Annotated in this window: 18 protein-coding genes; 4 read left to right on the forward strand and 14 right to left on the reverse strand. The window is 71.4% G+C overall.

All coding sequences use genetic code 11. From position 1 onward, the window contains the following. Positions 1–35: 35 nt before the first annotated feature. The 5 genes from ACZ5Y0_RS14385 to bldG all read right to left on the reverse strand — a co-directional run bounded on the left by ACZ5Y0_RS14385 (position 36) and on the right by bldG (position 6,029). Entirely contained in the window at positions 36–1,562 is a 1,527-nt protein-coding gene (locus ACZ5Y0_RS14385) for a DUF7059 domain-containing protein (protein WP_469128976.1), read from the reverse strand. A gap of 54 nt (positions 1,563–1,616) precedes the next feature. Continuing rightward, the gene (locus ACZ5Y0_RS14390; protein ID WP_469128977.1) at positions 1,617–2,216 is read right to left on the reverse strand and encodes a small secreted protein; all 600 of its coding nucleotides are present in this window, start codon (positions 2,214–2,216) and stop codon (positions 1,617–1,619) included. Positions 2,217–2,410: 194 nt separating this feature from the next. After that, entirely contained in the window at positions 2,411–4,816 is a 2,406-nt protein-coding gene (locus ACZ5Y0_RS14395) for a sodium-translocating pyrophosphatase (RefSeq protein ID WP_469128978.1), read from the reverse strand. 330 nt (positions 4,817–5,146) lie between these two features. Further along, positions 5,147–5,578 carry an ATP-binding protein gene (locus ACZ5Y0_RS14400; RefSeq protein ID WP_469128979.1) on the reverse strand — a complete coding sequence of 144 codons (432 nt, stop codon included), beginning with the start codon at positions 5,576–5,578 and terminating at the stop codon, positions 5,147–5,149. A gap of 109 nt (positions 5,579–5,687) precedes the next feature. Beyond that, positions 5,688–6,029: an anti-sigma factor antagonist BldG gene (gene bldG, locus ACZ5Y0_RS14405; protein ID WP_009189842.1), complete on the reverse strand. Its 342-nt coding sequence runs from the start codon at positions 6,027–6,029 to the stop codon at positions 5,688–5,690. 81 nt (positions 6,030–6,110) lie between these two features. On the opposite strand from bldG, the gene ACZ5Y0_RS14410 reads away from it, so the two are divergent. Then, positions 6,111–8,669 (forward strand): DEAD/DEAH box helicase, encoded by a 2,559-nt coding sequence (locus ACZ5Y0_RS14410; RefSeq protein ID WP_469128980.1) that lies wholly within the window; start codon positions 6,111–6,113, stop codon positions 8,667–8,669. A 47-nt stretch (positions 8,670–8,716) separates the two neighbouring features. Here the strand turns inward: ACZ5Y0_RS14410 and ACZ5Y0_RS14415 are convergent, their stop codons facing one another. The 7 genes from ACZ5Y0_RS14415 to ssd form a co-directional block, all read right to left on the reverse strand. Beyond that, positions 8,717–9,136: an Rv3654c family TadE-like protein gene (locus ACZ5Y0_RS14415; RefSeq protein WP_469128981.1), complete on the reverse strand. Its 420-nt coding sequence runs from the start codon at positions 9,134–9,136 to the stop codon at positions 8,717–8,719. Between the two features lie 116 nt (positions 9,137–9,252). Further along, a complete protein-coding gene (locus ACZ5Y0_RS14420; RefSeq protein WP_469128982.1) occupies positions 9,253–9,645 on the reverse strand; it encodes a TadE family type IV pilus minor pilin in 393 nt (130 codons plus the stop codon). Positions 9,646–9,655: 10 nt separating this feature from the next. Continuing rightward, on the reverse strand, positions 9,656–9,865 hold the full coding sequence (locus ACZ5Y0_RS14425; protein ID WP_469128983.1) for a DUF4244 domain-containing protein: 210 nt from the start codon (positions 9,863–9,865) through the stop codon (positions 9,656–9,658). 203 nt (positions 9,866–10,068) lie between these two features. Next, positions 10,069–10,854, reverse strand: a complete 786-nt coding sequence (locus ACZ5Y0_RS14430) for a type II secretion system F family protein (RefSeq protein ID WP_469128984.1) — start codon at positions 10,852–10,854, stop codon at positions 10,069–10,071. Positions 10,855–10,937: 83 nt separating this feature from the next. After that, the gene (locus ACZ5Y0_RS14435) at positions 10,938–11,816 is read right to left on the reverse strand and encodes a type II secretion system F family protein (protein WP_469128985.1); all 879 of its coding nucleotides are present in this window, start codon (positions 11,814–11,816) and stop codon (positions 10,938–10,940) included. Then, entirely contained in the window at positions 11,807–13,009 is a 1,203-nt protein-coding gene (locus tag ACZ5Y0_RS14440; RefSeq protein ID WP_469128986.1) for a TadA family conjugal transfer-associated ATPase, read from the reverse strand. Before ACZ5Y0_RS14440 ends, ACZ5Y0_RS14435 begins: the two co-directional genes overlap by 10 nt. Next, the gene (gene ssd, locus ACZ5Y0_RS14445) at positions 13,006–14,118 is read right to left on the reverse strand and encodes a septum site-determining protein Ssd (RefSeq protein WP_469128987.1); all 1,113 of its coding nucleotides are present in this window, start codon (positions 14,116–14,118) and stop codon (positions 13,006–13,008) included. Before ssd ends, ACZ5Y0_RS14440 begins: the two co-directional genes overlap by 4 nt. Before the next feature lie 557 nt (positions 14,119–14,675). Between ssd and ACZ5Y0_RS14450 the strand changes: the two genes are divergently transcribed. Then, the gene (locus tag ACZ5Y0_RS14450; protein ID WP_469128988.1) at positions 14,676–15,524 is read left to right on the forward strand and encodes an HAD family hydrolase; all 849 of its coding nucleotides are present in this window, start codon (positions 14,676–14,678) and stop codon (positions 15,522–15,524) included. A gap of 365 nt (positions 15,525–15,889) precedes the next feature. Here the strand turns inward: ACZ5Y0_RS14450 and ACZ5Y0_RS14455 are convergent, their stop codons facing one another. After that, positions 15,890–16,714, reverse strand: coding sequence for a Fic family protein (locus ACZ5Y0_RS14455; RefSeq protein ID WP_469128989.1), 825 nt, complete (start codon positions 16,712–16,714; stop codon positions 15,890–15,892). Positions 16,715–16,816: 102 nt separating this feature from the next. Between ACZ5Y0_RS14455 and ACZ5Y0_RS14460 the strand changes: the two genes are divergently transcribed. Then, entirely contained in the window at positions 16,817–17,797 is a 981-nt protein-coding gene (locus tag ACZ5Y0_RS14460; RefSeq protein WP_469128990.1) for an ATP-binding protein, read from the forward strand. A gap of 49 nt (positions 17,798–17,846) precedes the next feature. Here the strand turns inward: ACZ5Y0_RS14460 and ACZ5Y0_RS14465 are convergent, their stop codons facing one another. Continuing rightward, positions 17,847–19,130: a polysaccharide deacetylase family protein gene (locus ACZ5Y0_RS14465; RefSeq protein ID WP_469128991.1), complete on the reverse strand. Its 1,284-nt coding sequence runs from the start codon at positions 19,128–19,130 to the stop codon at positions 17,847–17,849. 264 nt (positions 19,131–19,394) lie between these two features. Here ACZ5Y0_RS14465 and ACZ5Y0_RS14470 point away from each other — a divergent pair, with 264 nt between their 5' ends. Further along, positions 19,395–22,052, forward strand: coding sequence for a SulP family inorganic anion transporter (locus ACZ5Y0_RS14470; protein ID WP_469128992.1), 2,658 nt, complete (start codon positions 19,395–19,397; stop codon positions 22,050–22,052). The last annotated feature ends 10 nt before the right edge of the window (positions 22,053–22,062 follow it).

A 22,062-nucleotide genomic window follows, 5' to 3' on the forward strand; every position in this document is an offset into this window, starting at 1 on the left:
GGCCGGTGAGGGAACGATGTTGGCCGGTTTCGCTCTCAGGCCGGCTCCAGGAACCCCTGCTCCACGAGCAGCCGGATCTGCGCGGGCGTACGGTCGCGCAGCAGGACCGGGTCCTCGCCGACGAGCTGCGCGATGGCGTCCAGGATCCGGCCCGCGCTCAGCGAGCCGTCGCACACGCCGGCGAAGCCCGCGCCGACCGTGTCCACCTTCGTGGCCCGGCGCATGCCGCGGTTCTGGCGCAGCACGACGTGCTCCGGATCCTCGGCGCCGGGCAGCCCGACCTGCTCCTGGACGACCTCCGCGGCGAGCCTGAAATTCCCCGCGAGCAGGGCCGCGTCGTCGTGGACACGCAGATAGTCGACACGCTCGAAGTGGGCTCTGACCGTGTCACCGAGCGGCTGCTCGACGGGGTGCGGCCACTCCTCCACGGTGATGGTGGGCTCGTCCGACGCGGTCCTGCGCAGGGTGATCCAGCCGAAGCCGACGGCCTTCACCTTGCGCGCCTCGAACTCGTCGAGCCACGCGTCGTAGCGCGCGCGGTACTCCGCGGGGTCGCCCTGGTGGTCACCGGAGTCCCTCAGCCACAGTTCGGCGTACTGCGTGATGTCCTGCACCTCGCGCTGCACGATCCACGCGTCGCATCCGCGCGGCACCCACGACCTGAGTCTGTCCTGCCAGTCCTCCCCCTCGACGTGCTGCCAGTTGGCGAGGAACTGCGCGAACCCGCCCACGTTCAGCCGTTCCCCCGCTCCTTGGACGAGCGAGCGGCACAGATCGTCCCCGGTCATCCCGCCGTCGCGATACGTCAGCCGGGCGTCCGGGGAGATGACGAACGGCGGGTTGGACACGATCAGGTCGAACGTCTCGTCGTCCCGGACCGGTTCGAACAGCGAGCCCTCGCGCAGGTCCGCGGCGGGCACGCCGGACAGGGCCAGGGTGAGCGAGGCGATGTGCAACGCGCGCGGGTTGAGGTCGGTCGCCGTCACGCGCGTGGCGTGCCGGGCGGCGTGCAGCGCCTGGATCCCGGAGCCGGTGCCGAGGTCCAACGCGGCGGAGACGGGAGTGCGGACGGTGATCCCGGCGAGCGTGGTGGACGCCCCGCCGACGCCCAGGACGACACCTTCGGCACGGCTGCCGACGCCGCCCGCCCCGCCGACGGCGCAGCCCAGGTCGGACACGATGAACCAGTCCTCGCCGTCCGGCCCGCCGTAGGGCCGTACGTCCACGGTGGCCGCGATGTCGTCCGCTCCCGCGCGCGTCAGCCAGCCGGTCTCCACGCACGCGTGCACGGGCAGAACCTCCTCCACGCGCGCGTACGGCACCGGCTGCTGGAGGAGGAAGAGACGGACGAGTGTCTCCAGCGGCGTGTCCCCGCGGGTCGCGCGCAGCGCGGGCACGGTCTCGCTGCGCGCGAGGGCCGCGTACGCGGGGGCGCCGAGCAGGTCGAGGAGACCGTCGGCGGTGAAAGAAGCCGCGAGCAGGGCCTCGCGCAGCCGGGCGGCGACGTCGGGGTGGTCGACGGAGGGCAGGGGGGACAGGGTGGCGTTACTCACGCCACCCATTGTGTCCCGCGCGCGTGCCGCCCGCCCGGCCCGGTCGGCCGACCGGGCCCGCCGTCAGCTGGTGGTGGCCCGGGCCGAAGACGAGGCCGCGACCTTCTTGCAGCTGTCCTGCTTGGCCATGGCGGACTTGACGTCACCCTTCTCGAGGTTCGCCAGCGCGGTGTTGCCGCTCTTGCTGAGCTTGCCGAGCTCGGTGGCGATGTCCTGGAGTCCGTCGGCGAACTTCCCCTGGTCCTTCGTGTCCAGCGCGTCCACCTGCTTCTTCAGGTCGGCGTAGGAGGTGGAAAGGCCGTTGAGGGCGGTCACGGCGTCCTTCTGCTTCTTCGCGCCGTCGTCGACACCGGGCGGCGTTCCCGCCTTCTGGATGGCCTGGGCGAGCGCCTTGTAGGCGTCGGACATGTCCTGGAAGGCCTGGGAGTCGGTCTTCTGGACGTTCACCGGGACGTTGTCGTCCGTGGCGGCCTTCTTGATGGCGGCGTTGGCAGCGTCGACCTTCGCGTCCTGGGCGGGCAGGGCGTCGCAGACCTGCTTGGCCCAGGCGTCCAGCTCCCTGTTGCCGTCGTCGCTGCTGCATCCCGACAGCGCCAGTACGAGTACCGCACCGCCCGACAGTGCGGCCACGAGCTTCTTGTTCACCGGATCGGTCCCTTCCATGGCTCTCGGCCCCGGAACATACACGCCGACCGGGCGACAACCCCAGGACGAATGTCCGCTATGTAGGTGAATGAAGCCATTCATACCAAGGGAGAGAAGGCTCACGGCTCGGGTGCGCGCGCAGCGAAACGGGCGGCCGACGCGTCAACACGCGCCGTCCGCCCGACCTTTGAGCTGCGCACTGTTCCCGGTTCCTACGAAACCACCGCCGGATCGGTCGACTTGGCCGACTGGCCGGCGTTGTCTTCGTCACCCATGGCGATACCGCGCCGCTTGGAGACGTAGACCGCGCCGACGATCACCACGAGCGCCAGGACCGCGATCACGATCCGTACACCGAGGTTCTTGTCGTCGCCGTAGCTGAAGTTGATCACCGCGGGCGCGATGATCAGCGCCACCAGGTTCATGACCTTCAACAGCGGGTTGATCGCGGGCCCCGCGGTGTCCTTGAAGGGGTCGCCGACGGTGTCGCCGATGACGGTCGCCGCGTGGGCCTCGCTGCCCTTGCCGCCGTGGTGGCCGTCCTCGACGAGTTTCTTGGCGTTGTCCCAGGCGCCGCCCGAGTTGGCGAGGAACACCGCCATCAGCGTGCCCGCGCCGATCGCGCCCGCGAGGAACGCGCCGAGCGCGCCGACACCGAGCGTGAACCCGACGAAGACGGGCGCCAGCACCGCGAGCAGGCCGGGTGTGGCGAGTTCCCGCAGGGCGTCCCTGGTGCAGATGTCGACGACCTTGCCGTACTCCGGCGTCTGGCTGTAGTCCATGATCCCGGGCTTCTCCCGGAACTGCCGCCGCACCTCGTAGACCACGGAACCCGCCGACCGCGACACCGCGTTGATCGCCAGTCCCGAGAAGAGGAAGACGACCGCAGCGCCGGCGATCAGGCCGACCAGGTTGTTGGGCTGCGAGATGTCCATCATCAGGGTCATCGGCGCGCCGTCCCCGGAGAGCTTCTCGCCGACGTCCCGCGCGCCGGTGGTGATGGCGTCGCGGTACGACCCGAAGAGCGCCGCCGCCGCCAGCACGGCCGTGGCGATGGCGATGCCCTTGGTGATGGCCTTCGTGGTGTTGCCCACGGCGTCGAGGTTGGTGAGCACCTGCGCGCCCGCGCCCTCGACGTCGCCGGACATCTCCGCGATGCCCTGCGCGTTGTCGGAGACGGGCCCGAAGGTGTCCATCGCGACGATCACGCCGACCGTAGTGAGCAGGCCGGTGCCGGCCAGGGCCACCGCGAACAGCGCCAACATGATCGACGTACCGCCCAGCAGGAAGGCTCCGTACACGCCCAGGCCGATCAACAGGGCGGTGTAGACAGCGGACTCGAGGCCGACGGAGATGCCGGCGAGGACGACGGTGGCCGGGCCGGTCAGCGAGCTCTTGCCGATGTCGCGCACCGGGCGGCGCGTGGTCTCGGTGAAGTAGCCGGTCAGCTGCTGGATGACGGCGGCCAGGAGGATGCCGATCGCCACCGCGACGAGGGCCAGGACGCGCGGGTCGCCGTTCTTGCCCTGGATCGCCGCGTCCGTGACGCCGTCGAGGTCGGCGTACTTCCCGGGGAGATAGACGAACACGGCCACGGCGACCAGCACGAGTGAGACCACCGCGGAGATGAAGAAACCCCGGTTGATCGCGGACATGCCGCTGCGGTCCGAGTGGCGTGGCGCGACCGCGAAGATGCCGATCATGGCCGTGATCACACCGATCGCGGGCACGAGCAGCGGAAACGCGAGCCCGGCGTCGCCGAAGGCCACCTTGCCGAGGATCAACGCGGCGACCAGCGTCACCGCGTACGACTCGAACAGGTCGGCCGCCATGCCCGCGCAGTCGCCGACGTTGTCGCCCACGTTGTCCGCGATGGTCGCGGCATTGCGCGGATCGTCCTCCGGGATGCCCTGCTCGACCTTGCCGACCAGGTCGGCGCCGACGTCTGCGGCCTTGGTGAAGATGCCGCCACCGACCCGCATGAACATCGCGATGAGCGCCGCACCGAGACCGAAGCCCTCCAGGACCTTCGGCGCGTCGGCCGCGTAGACCAGCACCACGCAGGAGGCGCCGAGCAGGCCGAGGCCCACCGTGAACATGCCGACCACGCCGCCCGTGCGAAATGCGATCTTCATCGCCTTGTGCGAAACGGCGGTGAGATCCTTTTCCGGTTCCCCTTCCGCCGGAGTCGCTTCCCGGGCCGCCGCGGCGACACGCACATTGCTGCGTACGGCGAGCCACATGCCGATGTAGCCGGTGCCCGCCGAGAACGCCGCGCCGATCAGGAAGAAGATCGATCGTCCGGCGCGTTGATTCCAGTCGTCCGCGGGCAGCAGCATGAGCAGGAAGAACACCACGACGGCGAATACGCCGAGGGTGCGCAACTGCCGGGTCAGGTAGGCGTTGGCGCCCTCCTGGATGGCCGCCGCGATCTTCTTCATGCTGTCGGTGCCCTCGCCCGCCGCGAGCACCTGGCGCAGCAGCACGCCCGCGACCACGAGTGCGGCCAGTGCGACGACCGCGATGACCACCACGAGGAGTCGGTTGCCGTCGGTCAGCACCGCGGCCGCGAAGGTTGTGGAGTGGTCCAACCGCTGAGGGGTAGAAAGCCCCGCCATTCGTCCTCCTTGACGCTTGGGCTGAGCTCAAGATGTGGACGGATTGTAGGTACCGGAACCTGATCAAAACAGTGTGCGGGAAACGGAATTAGCCTTCGTCCGCGAATCCGTCACCGTAATGCCTCCAAGGCATTGCCGTTCGTGAATGGCTTCACGAAATTCGCGGCAGGGTTCACTTCCCGCGCGGCGACATTCACTTCTTCAAGATTCACTTCCTGGCACCACTGTAAGCGCGCCGTCGCACCTGCGCACATGCCGAAGGGCCCCACCGGAGTGGGGCCCTTCGAGTACGAATCCGTCCGGCCCGGGCCGGACGGGAGCGCGCCGACGTCAGCCGAGCGCCGCGGCCGGCGGTGTGGTCGGCCACGTCATACGGATCAGTCCGCCGTGTTCCCCGGCGGTGACCTCCACGTCGTCGACGAGGCCGCTGATGACCGCGAGGCCCATCTCGTCCTCCTCGGCGTCCGCATCGAGGTCGCCGGAACCCGGCGCCCGGTCACCGGGCGCCACCCGCGGGGACTCGTCCCCCACCTCGATGGAGAACTGCTTCTCCTCCTCGATGAGCGCCACCTTCACCGGCGCGGTGATGCCGCCGCTCCGGTGGAGCCCGACGGCACGACTGCAAGCCTCACCGACGGCGAGCCTGACCTCGTCGAGAACGGCCTCGTCCACCCCGGACCTGCGCGCCACCGCTGCCGCCACCAGTCGGGCGGTCCTGACGTGCTCGGGCAGCGCGCTGAAGCGGAGTTCAACGGTGGCCATGCATCCCCCTCGGAACTACGGGCGTGCTGTCGGGGGGCCGGGCTGCCGAAAGCCCGGTGCCCCGGTGTTCAACTGGGCCGTCCGGGCCACAGGGGCCCGGACGGAGTGGTCAGTCGGTGGCCGCGACCGCTTCGTCGACCGAGGTGTGAATCGGGAACACCTTGGTCAGACCGGTGATGCGGAAGATCTTCAGAATGCGCTCCTGGTTACAGACCAGGCGCAGCGAGCCCTCGTGGGCACGCACCCGCTTCAAGCCACCGACCAGCACGCCGAGCCCGGTGGAGTCGAGGAAATCCACGCCCTCCATGTCGACGACAAGGTGGAAATTGCCGTCGTTCACCAGCTCAACCAGCTGCTCGCGCAACTTGGGCGCGGTATATACGTCGATTTCGCCACCGACCTCGACGACCGTACGATCGCCGACGGTACGGGTCGACAGGGACAGGTCCACGGATCCTCCAGCACCTTGCTATCGAGCGGTCGTCCCTCGGAACACCTGGGCAGGAGCCCCCGGGACGGTACGCCAGCCGCGATGGCATTCAATCACTTACCGGCAGGCGTGCACGACGCCTTGGCTCCATTGTCCGTCACGCCAGTGACACACTCGGTGCCGATGGCCAAGAATCACCGATCCGATCGACCCTCGGCACAGCCCGCGCCCCGCCTGTCTCCGGGCCAGATCCTGGACCGGCTCGCCTCGGGACCGAGCCGGGCGTCGCGCATCACTCATACGGAGCATGTGCCCCCGCGCGCGGGCCGCCATGCCGTCTGGCCTGACCGGATTCGTTCGGAGGTCATCGCGGCCGTGCAGGCCTGCGGCATCGAGCACCCCTGGGCGCACCAGGCCGCCGCCGCCGAGCACGCCCTGGACGGCGATTCGGTGGTCGTGGCGACCGGCACCGCGTCCGGCAAGTCCCTGGCTTACCTCGTTCCGGTCCTGTCGACCCTCCTGGACGGCTCACAGGCCCCGAACGGCCGCGGCGCCACCGCGCTGTACCTCGCGCCGACCAAGGCACTGGCGGCGGATCAGTGCCGATCCGTGAAGAAACTTTCACAACCTCTGGGCACGGCGGTACGCCCGGCGGTGTACGACGGCGACACCCCGGTCGAGGAACGCGAGTGGGTCCGCCAGTACGCCAACTACGTCCTCACCAACCCGGACATGCTGCACGGCGGCATCCTCCCGTCCCACGCCCGCTGGTCCTCCTTCCTGAAATCCCTGAAGTACGTGGTGGTCGACGAGTGCCACACCTACCGCGGCGTGTTCGGCTCCCACGTGGCCCAGGTGCTGCGCCGCCTGCGCCGCCTGTGCGCCCGCTACGGCGCCTCCCCCGTCTTCCTGCTGGCGTCCGCGACAGCCGCCGAGCCCTCGGTGGCCGCCGGCCGCCTCACCGGCCTTCCGGTGGTCGAGGTGGCCGACGACGCCTCACCGCGCGGCGAACTGGTGTTCGCGCTCTGGGAACCCCCGCTCACCGAGATGCGAGGAGAGAAGGGCGCCCCCGTCCGCCGCACCGCCACCGCCGAGACCGCTGACCTGCTCACCGACCTCGCCGTCCAGGGCGTCCGTACGGTGGCCTTCGTCCGCTCCCGGCGCGGTGCCGAGCTGATCTCCCTCATCGCCCAGGAACGCCTCGCCGAGGTGGACCGGTCGCTGTCCCGGCGTGTCGCGGCCTACCGCGGCGGTTACCTCCCCGAGGAACGTCGCGCCCTCGAACAGGCCCTCCACTCGGGTGAACTCCTCGGCCTGGCCGCCACGACCGCCCTCGAACTCGGGATCGACGTCTCCGGTCTGGACGCCGTCCTCATCGCCGGATACCCGGGCACCCGTGCCTCGCTGTGGCAGCAGGCAGGACGAGCGGGACGAGCGGGGCAGGGGGCGCTGGCCGTGCTGGTCGCCCGCGACGACCCGCTGGACACCTTCCTCGTCCACCACCCGGAGGCCCTGTTCGAACGCCCGGTGGAATCGACCGTCCTCGACCCCGACAACCCCTACGTCCTCGCCCCGCACCTGTGCGCGGCCGCCGCCGAGCTCCCGCTCACCGAGGACGACCTCGTGCTGTTCGGCCCCGAGACCGAGGCGCTGCTGCCACAGTTGGAGGCCGCGAGGCTGCTGCGCCGCCGGACGAAGGCCTGGCACTGGACCCGGCGCGAACGCGCCGCCGACCTCACCGACATCCGCGGCGGAGGCGGCAGGCCGGTCCAGATCGTCGAGTCCGGCACCGGCCGGCTGCTCGGCACGGTGGACGAGGGCGCCGCCCACTCGGCCGTCCACGAGGGAGCGGTCCATCTGCACCAGGGCCGTACCTATCTGGTGCGCTCCCTGGACCTGGAGGACTCGGTCGCCCTGGTCGAGGAGGCGAATCCGCCGTATTCGACGGTCGCGCGCGACACGACGGCGGTCTCCGTCCTGGAGACGGACGTCGAGATTCCCTGGGGCGAGGGCAGGTTGTGCTACGGCTCCGTCGAAGTCACCAACCAGGTGGTCTCCTTCCTGCGCCGGCGTGTCATCACCGGTGAGGTACTGGGCGAGTCGAAGCTCGACCTCCCTCCTCGCACGCTGCGCACGCGCGCCGTGTGGTGGACGGTCACCGAGGACCAGTTGGACGCGGCCCGCATCCACCCCGAGATCCTCGGCGGAGCCCTGCACGCCGCCGAGCACGCCTCCATCGGCATGCTGCCCCTCTTCGCGACCTGCGACCGCTGGGACATCGGCGGCGTCTCGGTCCCCCTGCACCCCGACACCCTCCTCCCCACGGTCTTCGTCTACGACGGCCATCCGGGCGGGGCGGGCTTCGCCGAACGGGCCTTTCACACGGCCCGTGCCTGGCTGACCGCCACCCGCCAGGCCATCGCCTCCTGCGAGTGCGAGGCCGGCTGCCCGTCCTGCATCCAGTCCCCCAAGTGCGGCAACGGCAACGACCCCTTGCACAAGAGAGGCGCGGTGAGACTCCTGACAGAGCTGTTGCGGTGCGCACCGACGGAGGACGACACGGCGGTGAAGGACGGAGCAGTCGAGGATGCAGCCGTGAGGGACGAAGCGGTGAAGGACGAAGCGGTCGAGGACGGAGCCGTGAAGGACGGCGGAGGGTGAGCGGTCGACGGAGAGCCGCCGGGAGGCGGTCCGCTCGGCCACCCGGCTCAGCCTCCCGCCGTCGGCACCACCGGTACCTCTGACACCTGGGGCACCACCGGCCCCGCTCGCGCCCTCACCTCCACCCTGAACGGCCCCTGCCCAGCCACCGCCGTCACGTCCGACACCTCCCCCACGACCACGCACCGCACCAGTCGTGCCCCATGTGCCCGGGTCAACCGGTCCGCGCGGGCGCACGCCGCCGCGGTGCCGTCCGTCCAGTGGTCCGCGGCCGCGAGTGCGGCGAGGTCCGCGCTCCCGGCGGCACGATGCCGGACCAGGACGGCCTGACCGAGGGCGAGCACGGCGCCGAACACCAGGCACAGGACGGCCAGCGCGGCCAGGGTCCACACGGTCGCGGACCCACGGTCGGCCTGACACCGGCTCCGCCCCACGAGCCAGTCCCACCAGCGGCGGAGCACTTCCATTCCCGAGCCCTTCCAAGGGACAGGAGCGGGAGCACCGCCACCGTATTCCCGCCGGTGCCGTCGCCCGGCAGCCCCCCGGCCCGCCGAGAGGCGCCCCGTGCCTCCCTCACGTGCTCTCACGGCCCCGCCTCCCGTCCGGCCGCGGCCCCGCCGCCACCGTCTTCCGCGACCCCCACGTCCTCCGCCGCGGCCACCGCCTCCTCCCGCACCTCGAAAGGCAGCCCTCGCAGTACCGGAGGCCTCGCCACGACCACCACGCGGACCTGGTCGCCCTCACGGGTGACCGTCACACGCGCCCCACGCGGTGCCGTCGCCCGCGTCACCTCCACGACCGCGTCGGCCGGGTCCTGCCGGGCGGCGGACCGGGCGCCGTTCCTGGCCGCGTCCACGCACTGGATCTGGGCGGCCATGACCATCAACCCCCACACCAGCGCCATCGCGAACGCCACCAGCACCGGCAGCACCACAGCCGCCTCCGCCGTCACGAATCCCCGGTCCGCGCCTCGCATCCGGCCCGGCTCACGTCCCCGCACTGAGCGCCCGCTTCACGATGCTCTGCAACTCCGCCGCGACCGCCCCGCTCGTCACCACCTGGTAGAGGGCCACGGCGAACGCCACCGCCGCAACGATTCCCATCGCGTACTCGGACGTCACCATCCCCGCGTCCCTCCGCGCCGCACGCACCCGGCACACCAGGAAACGCAACCTCGCTCGTACCGCCTTGCTCATTTCGACCCCCGTGAGTCCCGATGCCCTTGCCCGTGACCGGTCCCCGTGGACCAGCCGCCTGCTCGACCTGCTGCAACCGTTGGAAACCGCTGCAACTGCTACAACTGCTGAACCCGCTCGAACCCCCTGACCGACAGCGGCTCCCACCGCGTGACCAGGCCGGACCGACCGCCCCGGCGCTCTGGCCGCGAGTCAGATCCGCCTCACGGCTCACCCCCTCCCAGCACCCCGCCCGCCAGGCCGATCACGACGGGCACGATGCCCACGGCGATGAAGGCGGGCAGGAAGCACAGCCCCACCGGTGCGGTGACCAGGACGGCCGCCCGACGGGCCCGAGCGGTGCCGGCACGCGCCCAGTCGGCTCGGGCGTCGGCCGCGATCCGGGCGACCGGCACCGCCGCGGGCAGACCGGACACACCGGCCCGCTCCAGCAGCCGGGCCAGCGCCGCCGCCCCCGGTACCGCGGCCAACGTCCGCCACGCGCGGGCGGGTTCGCCTCCGAGGCGCACCTCGGCGGCACCCCGCGCCAACGCTCCTCCCACGGGGCCGTCCAGTGCCTCGCCCACGGCCTGCGCCGCGATCACCGGCCCCGCACCGGCCGCGATGCACGCGGCCAGCAGGTCGGCCGCGAGTGGGAGCTGCCGGGCCACGGCCCGCGCGTCGGCCTCGCTCATCGAATCCGTCGCCCGCTGCCTGCGGCGCCACCACCACAGCACCGCCGCTGCGGTCAACCCCAGGCCGAGACCCACGAGCCCACCGCCCAGCGTCCACCCGGCGCCCCACACCGCCGCCTCCGGCAGCCACCGCCGCACGACCTCCCGCGCCCCGGGCCGCGGGGTCCCCGCCTTCGCCGGCCGGGCCAGCACCTCGGCGAGTCTCCGCCTCGCCCGCCGCCGACGCCGCACGGTGTCCAACCGCCGCACCGCCCACCCCAGGACCATGACGATCCCCATGGCCACCCCCAGCCTGTGGACGACTTCCGCACTCATCCCGCCTCCCTCTCCCTCATCCGTCCTCCATGCGCCTCATCCGGCCGACCCACGCGACACCCACCTCCCAACCTCGCCGCGCCTCATCCGCCCTCCGCGCCCCGCACGATCCGCAGCGCCCACCACATCCCCAGCCCTTCCAGCACCCCGCCGACGAACAGGCACCCCAGACCGGCCGCCGTGTGCAGCAGGACGCGCAGCGGGTCCGCGCCGAGAGCGGTGCCCAGGAGGAGGCCCAGGACCGGCAGGCCGGCGAGCATCACCGCCGTGGCACGCGCTCCAGCCAACTGCGCCCGCAAATCGGTACGTTGGTCCCGCTCGGCGCGCAGCGCCCCTTCGAGACGGTCGAGGCCGGCCGCGAGTCCCGCGCCCCGGTCCACGGCCACGCGCCAGCACGCCGCGAGCCCCGAAAGACCATCGGCCCCCGGCTGCCGCGCCGCACCCGTCAGCACACCGGGCACGTCCCCACCGAACCGGGCGGCCGCCAGGACGGCCGCCTGAGCCTCGCCGAGCCCTCCCGAGTCATGAGCGGCACGCTGGAGGGCCTCGCCGGGTTGCCTCCCCGAGCGCACCTCCCCGGCGAGCGCCGCGCACAGCGCGATCACCGCGTCGGCCCGCTGCTCGCCCGCCCGCCGCGCCGAGCGGGCCCGACGCATCCGGCGCAGCAGGGGTACTCCGACCGCCCCCGCGGCGACCGGCAGCACCGAACCGCCCAGCACGGCCACGACCAGTCCGACGACCGGTGACCACCACTCGGGCCGCCAGCGTCCACGCACTCGCCGCAATGCGTGTGCCAGGTGGTGCCATGACGGCGGCCCACTGCCGGCAACCCCGCCCCCGGCCAGCAGCAACCGCGCCCGCCGGGCCGCCGAGGGCGGTCCGCCCCACAGCAGGACCGCCACCCCGGCACAACCGACGGCCGCGCTCATCGGTACGTCGCCCACCACGCCTGTCACTCCCATCGCTCGTCCTCGCTCCCCTCACTTCGCAGCAGCTCCCTCAGCCGCTCCCAGCCGCGCTCGTAGGCGAACGCGTGCGACTGCCACCGCAGGGCCGGCACGGTCCGCACCAGTCCCGAAGAATCCCGCTCCAGCACATGCACCTCGGCGATCCGACGCCGCCCGGCCCGGTCGCGCACGAGGTGCAGCACCACGGACAGTGCAGCCGCCAACTGGCTGTGCAGAGCCGCCCGGTCGAGCCCGGCCGCCGTACCGAGCGCTTCCAGCCGGGCGGGCACGTCTGCCGCGGCGTTGGCGTGCACCGTGCCGCACCCGCCCTCGTGGCCGGTGTTCAGCGCGGCCAGCAGGTGGACGACCTCCGCTCCGCGCACCTCGCCCACGACCAGCCGGTCCGGCCGCATCCGCAGGGCCTGCCGCACGAGGTCCTCGAGCGTGACCAGACCGGCGCCCTCCTGGTTGGCGGGTCTGCTCTCCAGCCGGACGACGTGCGGATGGTCCGGCCGCAGCTCCGCCGAGTCCTCCGCCAGCACGATCCGCTCTCCGGGCCCGACCAGCCCCAGAAGCGCGCTGAGCAACGTCGTCTTGCCGCTGCCGGTGCCCCCGCTGACCAGGAAGGACAGGCGGGACCGCAGTAACGCTCGCAGCACCTGGTCCCCACCCGGCGGCACCGTGCCCGCGGCCACGAGTTCGTCGAGGGTGAACGCCCGCGGCCGTACCACTCGCAGCGACAGGCAGGTGCAGCCGACGGCCACCGGGGGCAGCACCGCGTGCAGCCTGGTGCCGTCGGGCAGCCGGGCGTCGGCCCACGGCCGGGCGTCGTCCAGCCGCCGGCCGGCCACCGCGGCCAGACGCTGCGCCAGGCGCCGTACGGCGGCCGCGTCCGGGAAGGAGACGGCGGTCAGCTCCAGGCCGCCGCCCCGGTCCACCCAGACCCGGTCGGGGGCAGACACCAGCACGTCGGTCACCGACGGGTCGGCGAGCAGCGGCTCCAGCGGGCCGCTGCCGACCAGTTCGGAGCGCAACTGCTCGGCCGCGCCGAGAACTTCCGCGTCCCCGAGAACCCGCCCCTGTTCCCGCAGCGCCTGTGCCACGCGTGCGGGTGTGGGTTCGGCTCCGCTCTCGGCGAGCCACTGCCGTACGCCGTCGAGGAGTGCGCCGGATCCTCGCGGCCGGTCGAGCCGGGGCACGGCGTTCACGCGGCGCCCGCCTCGGTCAGGGCCCGATCCAAGAACGCCTTGCAGAAGCGGGAGAGCGGTCCGTGTGCCGACGCGCCGGGCGGTGCGGTGCCGCCGTCCGGGCGCAGCAGGCCGGAATCGACGGGCACCTCGCCGGCCAGGGGCAGTCCGAGCAGGCGGGCCACCTCACGGTCGTCGAGGCCGGGCGCGTACGGACCGCGCACCGCCACCCTCAGATCGTGCAGGACCATGCCGACGGCGGAGGCCACTCGCCCGGCCGCCGCGACGGCCCGCAGTTCGGCGGGGACCACCAGGAGGCCGACGTCGAGCTGGGCGAGGACCTCGGCGGCCCCGTCGTCGACGCGCCGCGGCAGGTCGACGACGACCGTGCCGCCGCGGCGGCGGGCGGCGGCGAGCACCGCCCGTACCGCCTGCGGCGGGATGGCGACGCAGTCGCCGCGGTCCCAGCTGAGCAGCCGCAGCTGATGCAGTTCGGGCAGCGACTCCTCCAGGGCGCCGCCGCCGACGCGTCCGCGTGAGGCGGCGAACGCCGGCCAGCGCAGGCCTTCGACGGTCTCACCGCCGAGGAGTACGTCGAGTCCGCCGCCCAGTGGATCCGCGTCCACCAGGAGGGTGCGCATTCCCTCACGCGCGGAGGTGACGGCGAGGGCGCAGGCGAGCGTGGACGCTCCGGCCCCGCCACGCCCGCCGACGACTCCGACGGTGAGGGCGGGCCGCCCGACGCCTTCGACGACGTCGGCGATCCGGTCGACGAGCCACTGCTCGCCGTCGGGCAGCATCAGGACGTGGTCGGCGCCGATCTCGACGGCCCTGCGCCACACCCCCGAATCGTCCTGGTCGCGCCCGACGAGGACCACGCCGCGACGGCGGGCGGCACCGCGGACGCGCCGCGCGGCGTCGTCGCCGACCAGGACGACCGGCGCGGACTCCCAACCGCCCCGCTGCTCGGGCACCGAGTGGTGCACCTCCGGTGTGGCGCCGGCCGCGGCGCACAGCCGCAGCAGATCGTCGAGGAGTGCCGCGTCCTCGGTGACGATGAGCGGCCTGCCCTGCCGGCTTCCGGCAGCGGACGGCGAGTCGTGTGTGACGGCTCCGGTCACGGTTTCCATCCCCCTTCGCCGCGTGGCGCGCAGTCCTCCGCTGCCCCGCGATTCCCGTACGTGTGAAGAACCGGCGCCCGGTCCCCTTAGGAACGTCCGGCGGAATCCGGTTCGGGTGACCGGTAAACGGAACCGGTCCTGAACTCGGCGCGAGCGGACGTGTCGGAATCACGGTGCAGCGAAGCCGGGAATCATGTGGATCTTGGTGGATAACTGTGGATGAGTGAGGAGTTGTGAATATCGACGCCACCCATACCGGTGAGCACCGTCCGCCCTGCCTGCGACGTCCGCAGAGCAGTCCGACGGCTACACAACGTGACGGAGGGTGGACGCGCCGAAGAGGCGGCCGCAGGAGCGTCGATACAGCGCTACAGCCGCGCAGAAAGTATGAAAACCCATCCGGACATGCGACGACCCCCGCCGGGGGGGAGAGCGGGGGTCGTCTCCACGGCCGACTCGGGGGGGGAGGAGTCGGACCGGGATTAGCACGGTCGCGAACGATCCGTGACTTCCATGGTGTACCCGAGGGCCCTCTCAGGCAAACCCACACGCCGACCTTACGCCGAATGAGCTGCCCCTATGCTCAAGGGGTGGAAAACCACTCCTTGCCCCGTACAGCGGCCTTCTTTGACCTGGACAAGACGGTCATCGCGAAGTCGAGCACGCTCACCTTCAGCAAGTCCTTCTACCAAGGCGGGCTGATCAATCGCAGGGCGGCTCTGCGCACCGCATATGCGCAGTTCGTCTTCCTCGTCGGCGGTATGGACCACGACCAGATGGAGCGGACACGCGAGTACCTCTCCGCGATGGTCCGCGGCTGGAACGTCCAGCAGGTGAAGGAGATCGTCGCAGAGACCCTTCACGACCTGATCGACCCGCTCATCTACGACGAGGCCGCCTCCCTTATCGAGGAGCACCACACCGCGGGCCGCGATGTCGTCATCGTGTCCACGTCGGGCGCGGAGGTGGTCGAACCGATCGGCGAGCTGCTCGGCGCGGACCGCGTGGTGGCCACCCGGATGGTCGTGGGCGAGGACGGCTGCTTCACCGGGGAGGTGGAGTACTACGCGTACGGCCCGACCAAGGCCGAGGCCGTCAGGGAACTGGCGGAGTCCGAGGGGTACGACCTCGCGCGCTGCTATGCCTACAGCGACTCGGCGACCGATCTGCCGATGCTGGAGGAGGTCGGCCATCCGCACGCCGTGAACCCGGACCGCGCACTGCGCCGTGAGGCCGTCGCGCGCGGCTGGCCGATTCTGGACTTCCACCGGCCGGTGCGGCTCAAGCAGCGGATTCCGGGGTTCTCGGTCCCGCCCCGCCCGGCGCTCGTCGCGATGGCGGCGCTGGGAGCCGCGGCCGCGACGGCGGGCATGGTCTGGTACGCCACCCGACGGCGGGCGGCGCCGACCGCCTGAGCGGCGCTCACAGCGACCGGGCCCGTTTACCACCTATTTGAGGATAAAAGTAAAGAACCCGCGCCGACACTTCCGCTTTCCGGGGTCCTGGAGTACAAAGGGTTTAACGGCCCGCGAGACCAAGGACATCCGAGAGGATCACCTTATTACCGCATTTGGCCCCACGGACCGAAGCATGAACACCGAGCACCCACGCGACGTCGACCCGTCGATTACGGGCCAGCCGCACCAGGTGACGGGCGAAGTTCCCCACCTGATGGGCATATATCGAGGACGCCTGGTAACCCGGTGAGCATGCCAGCGGCGGTACGAGAACTCGTGCCGCCGCAACCCTTTCCAGGCTCCCCGAGGGGGGCCTTTCCCCTTTACGCCGCCCCGCGCTGAAGCGCCTCGCACACCGCTGTGGACTCACGGGCCCCCAACTCCACCGCGCGGCCACAGTGGGCGATCCAAGCCGCCATGCCCTCCGGGGTGCCGGACACATAGCCGCCGAGCGCCGCCAGGTAGGCCGCCCGGCCCAGTTCCGCGTGGCCCACCTCGGCGGGGCAGACCGACTTGGGGTCGAGACCGCTGCCGATCAGAACGATGCGCTCGGCGGCCCGTGCCACCAGGCCGTTGTGCGAGGCGAAGGGGCGCAGGGCGAGGAGTTCGCCGTGGACGACCGCGGCCGTGACCAGGGCGGGCGCGGAACTGCCGCCCAGGATCAGCCCGGACAGCCCTTCCAGCCGGCCGGAGACCTCGTCCGCACTCGGCAACGGCAGCTCGATCAGCGGCTCGTCGACCTCCTCGCCCGCCCGCCTCGGGCGTCCTACCTCGTCGCCACTGGTCGCCGCGGCCACCAGGTGCAACCGCGCCAGCACGCGCAACGGCGACTGCCGCCAGATGGACAGCAGCTGGCCCGCCTCCGCGGTCAGCCGCAGTGCCGCGCCGACGACGCGCGCCTCGTCGTCGGCACCGAAGTCGCTGCGTCGGCGCACCTCCTCCAGCGCCCAGTCCGCCCCGGACAGCGCCGCAGAGCCCCGGGAGCCGCGCAGGGCGGCCTCGGAGGTGATCGCGGTGCTGCGGCGGCGCATGATGCGGTGCCCGTACACCCGGTCCACGGCCTTGCGCACGGTTTCGACGGAGTCGGCCACCCCGGGCAGCGACCCCAGGGCTGCGAGCGGATCGGCGGTAGCGCCTGTCGTACTCATGAGTACGACACTACGCAACGGGAGCGCGGACCCACACGAAGGAGTGGCCTTCCTCACGCGGATGTGCCACGCAGAGCGTTCGACCCGCTACTGTTGGTGAACATGAAAATTGCTTTCGTCGGGAAGGGCGGCAGCGGCAAGACCACGCTGTCCTCCCTTTTCGTCCGCCATCTCGCGGCCGGCGGCACGCCGGTGATCGCGGTCGACGCGGACATCAACCAGCATCTGGGCGCCGCGCTCGGGCTCGACGAGGCCGAGGCCAAGGCGCTGCCGGCCATGGGCGCCCGGCTGCCGCTGATCAAGGAATATCTGCGCGGCACCAACCCCCGCATCGCCTCCGCCGAGACGATGATCAAAACCACTCCGCCCGGCGAGGGCTCGCGGCTGCTGCGGGTGTCGGAGGACAACCCGGTGTACGACGCGTGTGCCCGGCCGGTGGAACTCGACGGTGGCGCCGTCCGTTTGATGGTCACGGGGCCCTTCACGGACGCCGATCTGGGAGTCGCCTGCTACCACTCCAAGACGGGAGCGGTGGAGCTGTGCCTCAACCACCTGGTGGACGGCCGCGACGAGTATGTCGTGGTCGACATGACGGCGGGCTCGGACTCCTTCGCCTCCGGCATGTTCACCCGCTTCGACATCACGTTCCTCGTCGCCGAGCCGACCCGGAAGGGGGTCTCCGTCTATCGCCAGTACAAGGAGTACGCCCATGACTTCGGCGTCGAGCTGCGGGTCGTGGGCAACAAGGTGCAGGGCGAGGACGACCTCGACTTCCTTCGCTCCGAGGTCGGGGACGATCTGCTCGTGACGGTCGGACACTCGGACTGGGTGCGCGCGATGGAGAAGGGCCGGCCGCCCCGGTTCGACTCCTTGGAGCACACCAACCGCCACGCCCTGGACGTGCTGCGGGCGGCCGCCGACTCGGCGTACGAGCGGCGCGACTGGGAGCGCTACACGCGCCAGATGGTGCACTTCCATCTGAGGAACGCCCAGTCGTGGGGTAACGAGCGCACGGGGGCCGACCTGGCCGCGCAGGTCGACCCCGGCTTCGTCCTCGGCGAGAGCGTGACCGCCTCGGTGTGACGGTCGGGCGGGCTGTCCCCCCGCGACACCCGCCGCTCACGACCGGCCGCTACCGCTTGACCGCCGGCGCCCCGGGCGCACCCTTCGGGGCCGGGGCGGGGCCGCCGGCGAGGAAGGATGCCCAGCCCTGCTTCGGGGCCTCGCCGACGCCGAGGCCGCGCAGCTTGGCCAGGACCTGCGGATCCTGGGCGTCCAGCCAGTCCGCGAGCTGCCGGAAGGAGACACAGCGCACCTCCTCCTTGGTGCACACGTTCTCCACGACCTCCTCGACGGCGCGCATGTACGTGCCGCCGTTCCAGGACTCGAAGTGGTTGCCGATGATCAGCGGCGCGCGGTTGCCGTCGTAGGCCCGCTGGAAGCCCCTGAGCAGGCCGTCGCGCATCTGGTCGCCCCAGTACTCGTGCTTGGCGGGATCACCCTGGGTGACGGTGCCGGACTGGTTGACCATGAAGTTGTAGTCCATGGTGAGTTGCTCGAAGGAGTGGCCGGGGAAGGGCACGAGCTGCATGGACAGATCCCACAGACCCTCCTTCTTGCCGGGCCACACCTGGTTGTTGACGCCGCTGGTGTCGTAGCGGAAGCCCAGCTCCCGGCCGGCCTTGCGGAAGTTCTCCTGGCCTTCGAGGCACGGCGTGCGGGCGCCGATGAGTTCCTTGTCGTAGTCGAAGGGCAGCGGAGCCGCCGTCGCCATGCCGGTGGTGGTCTTCCACGTCTTCACGAACTGCTTGGCCTGGGCGATCTCCGCCTTCCACTCCTCGACCGACCATTCGCCGACGCCACCGCCCTTGCCACAGAAGTGGCCGTTGAAGTGGGTTCCCACCTCGTTGCCCTCCAGCCACGCCAGGCGAAGCTGCTGCACGGTGTCGGCGATGCCCCGTTCGTCGTTGAAGCCGATGTCGGAGCGGCCCGGCGAATGCTGGGGCGGCTTGTAGAGGTCGCGCTTGTGCTCGGGCAGCAGGTACACGCCACTGAGGAAGTAGGTCATCGTGGCGTTGTTCTCCTTGGCCACCTTGCGGAAGTGGGAGAACAGCCGCTGGCTGTCCTCGCCCGCGCCGTCCCACGAGAAGACGACGAACTGCGGGGGCCTCTGTCCCGGCTTCAGTCTCTCCGGTCGGGGCAGATGGGGCTGGGCCCCGGTGAACGCGGTCGAGCCGTCGCCGATCAGGCGGACGGCGTTCTTGGGAGCGGGTGCCGCCGGCTTCGCCTTCTGAGGCCCCGACGCCCCTTCGTCCGAACGGTGGAAACCATCGGTTCCCGTGGCGCAGCCGGCGAGCGATGCGGTGACCGCCGCGGCGATCACGGCGCCCACGGCGATCCTCTGGGTGGCGGCCATTTCCGCCCACCTTCTTCCTTCTCCAGGGCCAACAACGGCGCCGTCAACGTCGCACGGACCCCGAAAAAGAATTAATACGACAAGCCGATGAGATGCCCAGTTCACTCATGGGAGTGATGGATTGCACCATTTGCCGGAAATATCCATGCTCAGCCTTTACTCTGCATTACGATCCGTTTACTGAGAGTTGATCCATCCCGCCGCTGTACGCCGTGACCCACGGCCGCAAGACGCGACCGCGCAGCCCCGGAGGAGACGGGAAACATGTCAGCCTGCATCCCCACTCGCACACCGGACTCGCCACCCACCGAGCGGGTCCATCCACCCCACAGCCCCCCGCACCGCCGCTTCCGCGTGGCGGGCGCCGACCTGTCCGCCGCGATCGCGGTCTTCCTGATCGCCCTGCCTCTGTCCCTCGGCATCGCCCTCGCCACCGGCGCACCCCTCCAGGCCGGCCTCGTCGCGGCCGCCGTGGGCGGGCTCGTCGCCGGACGGCTCGGCGGCTCACCCCTCCAGGTCAGCGGACCCGCCGCCGGCCTGACCGTCGTCACCGCCGACGTCATCCATCACTACGGCTGGCGAACGACCTGCGCCATCACCGTCCTGGCCGGACTCGCCCAACTCGGCCTCGGCTGCCTGCGCGTGGCCCGCAGCGCGCTCGCCGTCAGCCCCGCCATCGTGCACGGCATGCTCGCGGGCATCGGTGTCACCATCGCCGTCGCCCAGTTGCACATCGTCCTGGGCGGCAGTCCGCAGAGTTCCGTCCTCGACAACCTCCGTTCCCTGCCCGCCCAGTTGGCCGACCTGCACCCCGCCGCCGTGGCGGTCAGTGTCCTCACCCTGGCCCTGCTGCTGCTCTGGCCGCGTCTCCCCGGCCGCATGGGCCGCTTGCTGCGCAAGGTGCCCGCCGCGCTGGTCGCCGTCAGCGGGGCCACGACGACCGCCGTCTTCGCCGGCCTGACCCAACCCCGGGTCGAACTGCCCTCCTGGAGCAGCCATGCCCTCGCGGGGCTGCCCGAGGGCCCGGCGCTCGGGCTCGCCGCCGCCGTCCTCACCATCACGCTGGTGTGCAGCGTGCAGTCGCTGCTCGGCGCGGTCGCCGTGGACAAACTCATCGCCGCCCGTCCCGGCCCACCCGCCCTGGTCGGCCGCTCCGACCTCGACCGGGAACTCTTCGGACAGGGCGCCGCCAACCTGGTCTCGGGCGCACTGGGCGGACTGCCCGTCGCGGGAGTGGCGGTGCGCAGTTCGGCGAATGTTCAAGCCGGTGCCGTCAGCCGGAACTCCACCATGGTGCACGGCGTTCTCGTAGTGGTCGCCGCGCTGTTGTTGGTACCGGTCCTGGAGCTGATCCCGCTCGCCGCGCTCGCAGCCCTGGTCATGGCCGTCGGCATCCAGATGGTGTCCCTGCACCACATCCGCACGGTGACCCGCCACCGAGAGGTGCCGGTGTACGCCATCACCACCCTGGGCGTGGTGTTCCTCGGTGTCCTGGAGGGCGTCGCTCTGGGGATCGCCGTGGCCGTCGCCGTCTCCATGCACCGTCTCGCCCGCACCCGCATCACCCACGACGACAAGGAAGGAGTCCATTACGTACACGTACGAGGGCAGTTGACGTTCCTGGCGGTGCCACGCCTCAGCCGCGCCCTGCACCAGGTGCCGCAAGGCTCGCGTGTCGTCGTCGAGTTGGACGGTTCCTTCATGGACCATGCGGCGTACGAGACACTGCAGGACTGGCAGAGAACGCACACCGCGCAGGGCGGATCCGTCGAGCTGACGAGCCGCCGCTCCGGCACAGGACCGGGCAGCACAACCGGCACCGATCCCGGCACCGGATCCGGCAGCGACGGCGTCGAGCCCGGTTCCTCCCCCGTCGAAGCCGTCTCCGGCGTCCAAGCCGTCGTCTCCGCCGACACGGCGGACAGCCCTCTCGCCGGTTGCCGCTGCCGCCCCTGGACACCCTGGCGCAACCATCAGTGCGGTGGTCCGAGATCGGCGCCGCCGCCCGGTGGCCGAGCCTCGGGGCGCCGGGACGGGTCGCCGGAGAAACCGTCCGGACGGGAGCCTGGCGGCGGTAGCGGCGCACTTCCTGCGGAGGCTGCCGAGTCCGCCCGGTCGGCCAGCGCGAGCGGGCTCGCCGAGTCCGCGGCACCCGCGGCACTCACCGAGCGGACCGAGTCGGCCGAGCTCTCCGAGCACACCGAGCGCACCGAGTCGCTCGGTGCCGCCGGATCCCGGCCGAGTGCGCGCCAACTGGTACGTGGCATCAGCGCGTTCCAGCGGAACACCGCGCCGCTGGTGCGGGGCGAGCTGGCCCGGCTGGCTCGGGAGGGGCAGCAGCCGTCCCAGCTGTTCCTCACCTGCGCCGACTCGCGGCTGGTCACGTCGATGATCACCTCCAGTGGTCCCGGCGACCTGTTCGTGGTGCGCAACGTGGGCAACCTCGTGCCACCGCCCGGCGAGGAGAGCGGAGACGACTCGGTGGCGGCCGCGATCGAGTACGCGGTGGACGTCCTGAAGGTGCGGTCCGTCACGATCTGCGGGCACTCCGGGTGCGGAGCCATGCAGGCACTGCTGAACACCGACTTGGGCGCGGCGCGGACACCGTTGAAGCGGTGGCTGCGGCACGGGCTGCCGAGCCTGGAGCGGATGGCCGACCCCGGCCGGCCCTGGGCGCGGCTGGCCGGGCGGGACGCCGCCGACGCGGTCGAGCAGCTCTGCCTCACCAATGTGGTCGAGCAGTTGGACCGACTACGGGCCCATGAGTCGGTGGCGCGGGCGCTGCGGGGCGGCGAGCTGGAACTGCACGGGATGTACTTCCATGTGGGCGAGGCCCAGGCATACCTGCTCAGCGAGGCGAGGGCGGGTAAGGGCGAGGGCGAGGTGTTCGACCATGTGGGAGTGGCGGATCTGAGCGCGTGAGAGTCGGGCG

Source organism: Streptomyces sp. NPDC033216 (assembly GCF_055577115.1).

Excerpts from the sequence above, each read along its gene's own strand:
- ACZ5Y0_RS14385 (WP_469128976.1), bottom strand. The coding sequence starts at position 1,562 with ATGGGTGGCGTGAGTAACGCCACCCTGTCCCCCCTGCCCTCCGTCGAC.
- ACZ5Y0_RS14390 (WP_469128977.1), bottom strand. The coding sequence starts at position 2,216 with ATGGAAGGGACCGATCCGGTGAACAAGAAGCTCGTGGCCGCACTGTCG.
- ACZ5Y0_RS14395 (WP_469128978.1), bottom strand. The coding sequence starts at position 4,816 with ATGGCGGGGCTTTCTACCCCTCAGCGGTTGGACCACTCCACAACCTTC.
- ACZ5Y0_RS14400 (WP_469128979.1), bottom strand. The coding sequence starts at position 5,578 with ATGGCCACCGTTGAACTCCGCTTCAGCGCGCTGCCCGAGCACGTCAGG.
- ACZ5Y0_RS14410 (WP_469128980.1), top strand. The coding sequence starts at position 6,111 with ATGGCATTCAATCACTTACCGGCAGGCGTGCACGACGCCTTGGCTCCA.
- ACZ5Y0_RS14415 (WP_469128981.1), bottom strand. The coding sequence starts at position 9,136 with ATGGAAGTGCTCCGCCGCTGGTGGGACTGGCTCGTGGGGCGGAGCCGG.
- ACZ5Y0_RS14420 (WP_469128982.1), bottom strand. The coding sequence starts at position 9,645 with ATGCGAGGCGCGGACCGGGGATTCGTGACGGCGGAGGCGGCTGTGGTG.
- ACZ5Y0_RS14425 (WP_469128983.1), bottom strand. The coding sequence starts at position 9,865 with ATGAGCAAGGCGGTACGAGCGAGGTTGCGTTTCCTGGTGTGCCGGGTG.
- ACZ5Y0_RS14430 (WP_469128984.1), bottom strand. The coding sequence starts at position 10,854 with ATGAGTGCGGAAGTCGTCCACAGGCTGGGGGTGGCCATGGGGATCGTC.
- ACZ5Y0_RS14435 (WP_469128985.1), bottom strand. The coding sequence starts at position 11,816 with ATGGGAGTGACAGGCGTGGTGGGCGACGTACCGATGAGCGCGGCCGTC.
- ssd (WP_469128987.1), bottom strand. The coding sequence starts at position 14,118 with ATGGAAACCGTGACCGGAGCCGTCACACACGACTCGCCGTCCGCTGCC.
- ACZ5Y0_RS14450 (WP_469128988.1), top strand. The coding sequence starts at position 14,676 with ATGAGCTGCCCCTATGCTCAAGGGGTGGAAAACCACTCCTTGCCCCGT.
- ACZ5Y0_RS14455 (WP_469128989.1), bottom strand. The coding sequence starts at position 16,714 with ATGAGTACGACAGGCGCTACCGCCGATCCGCTCGCAGCCCTGGGGTCG.
- ACZ5Y0_RS14460 (WP_469128990.1), top strand. The coding sequence starts at position 16,817 with ATGAAAATTGCTTTCGTCGGGAAGGGCGGCAGCGGCAAGACCACGCTG.
- ACZ5Y0_RS14465 (WP_469128991.1), bottom strand. The coding sequence starts at position 19,130 with ATGGCCGCCACCCAGAGGATCGCCGTGGGCGCCGTGATCGCCGCGGCG.
- ACZ5Y0_RS14470 (WP_469128992.1), top strand. The coding sequence starts at position 19,395 with ATGTCAGCCTGCATCCCCACTCGCACACCGGACTCGCCACCCACCGAG.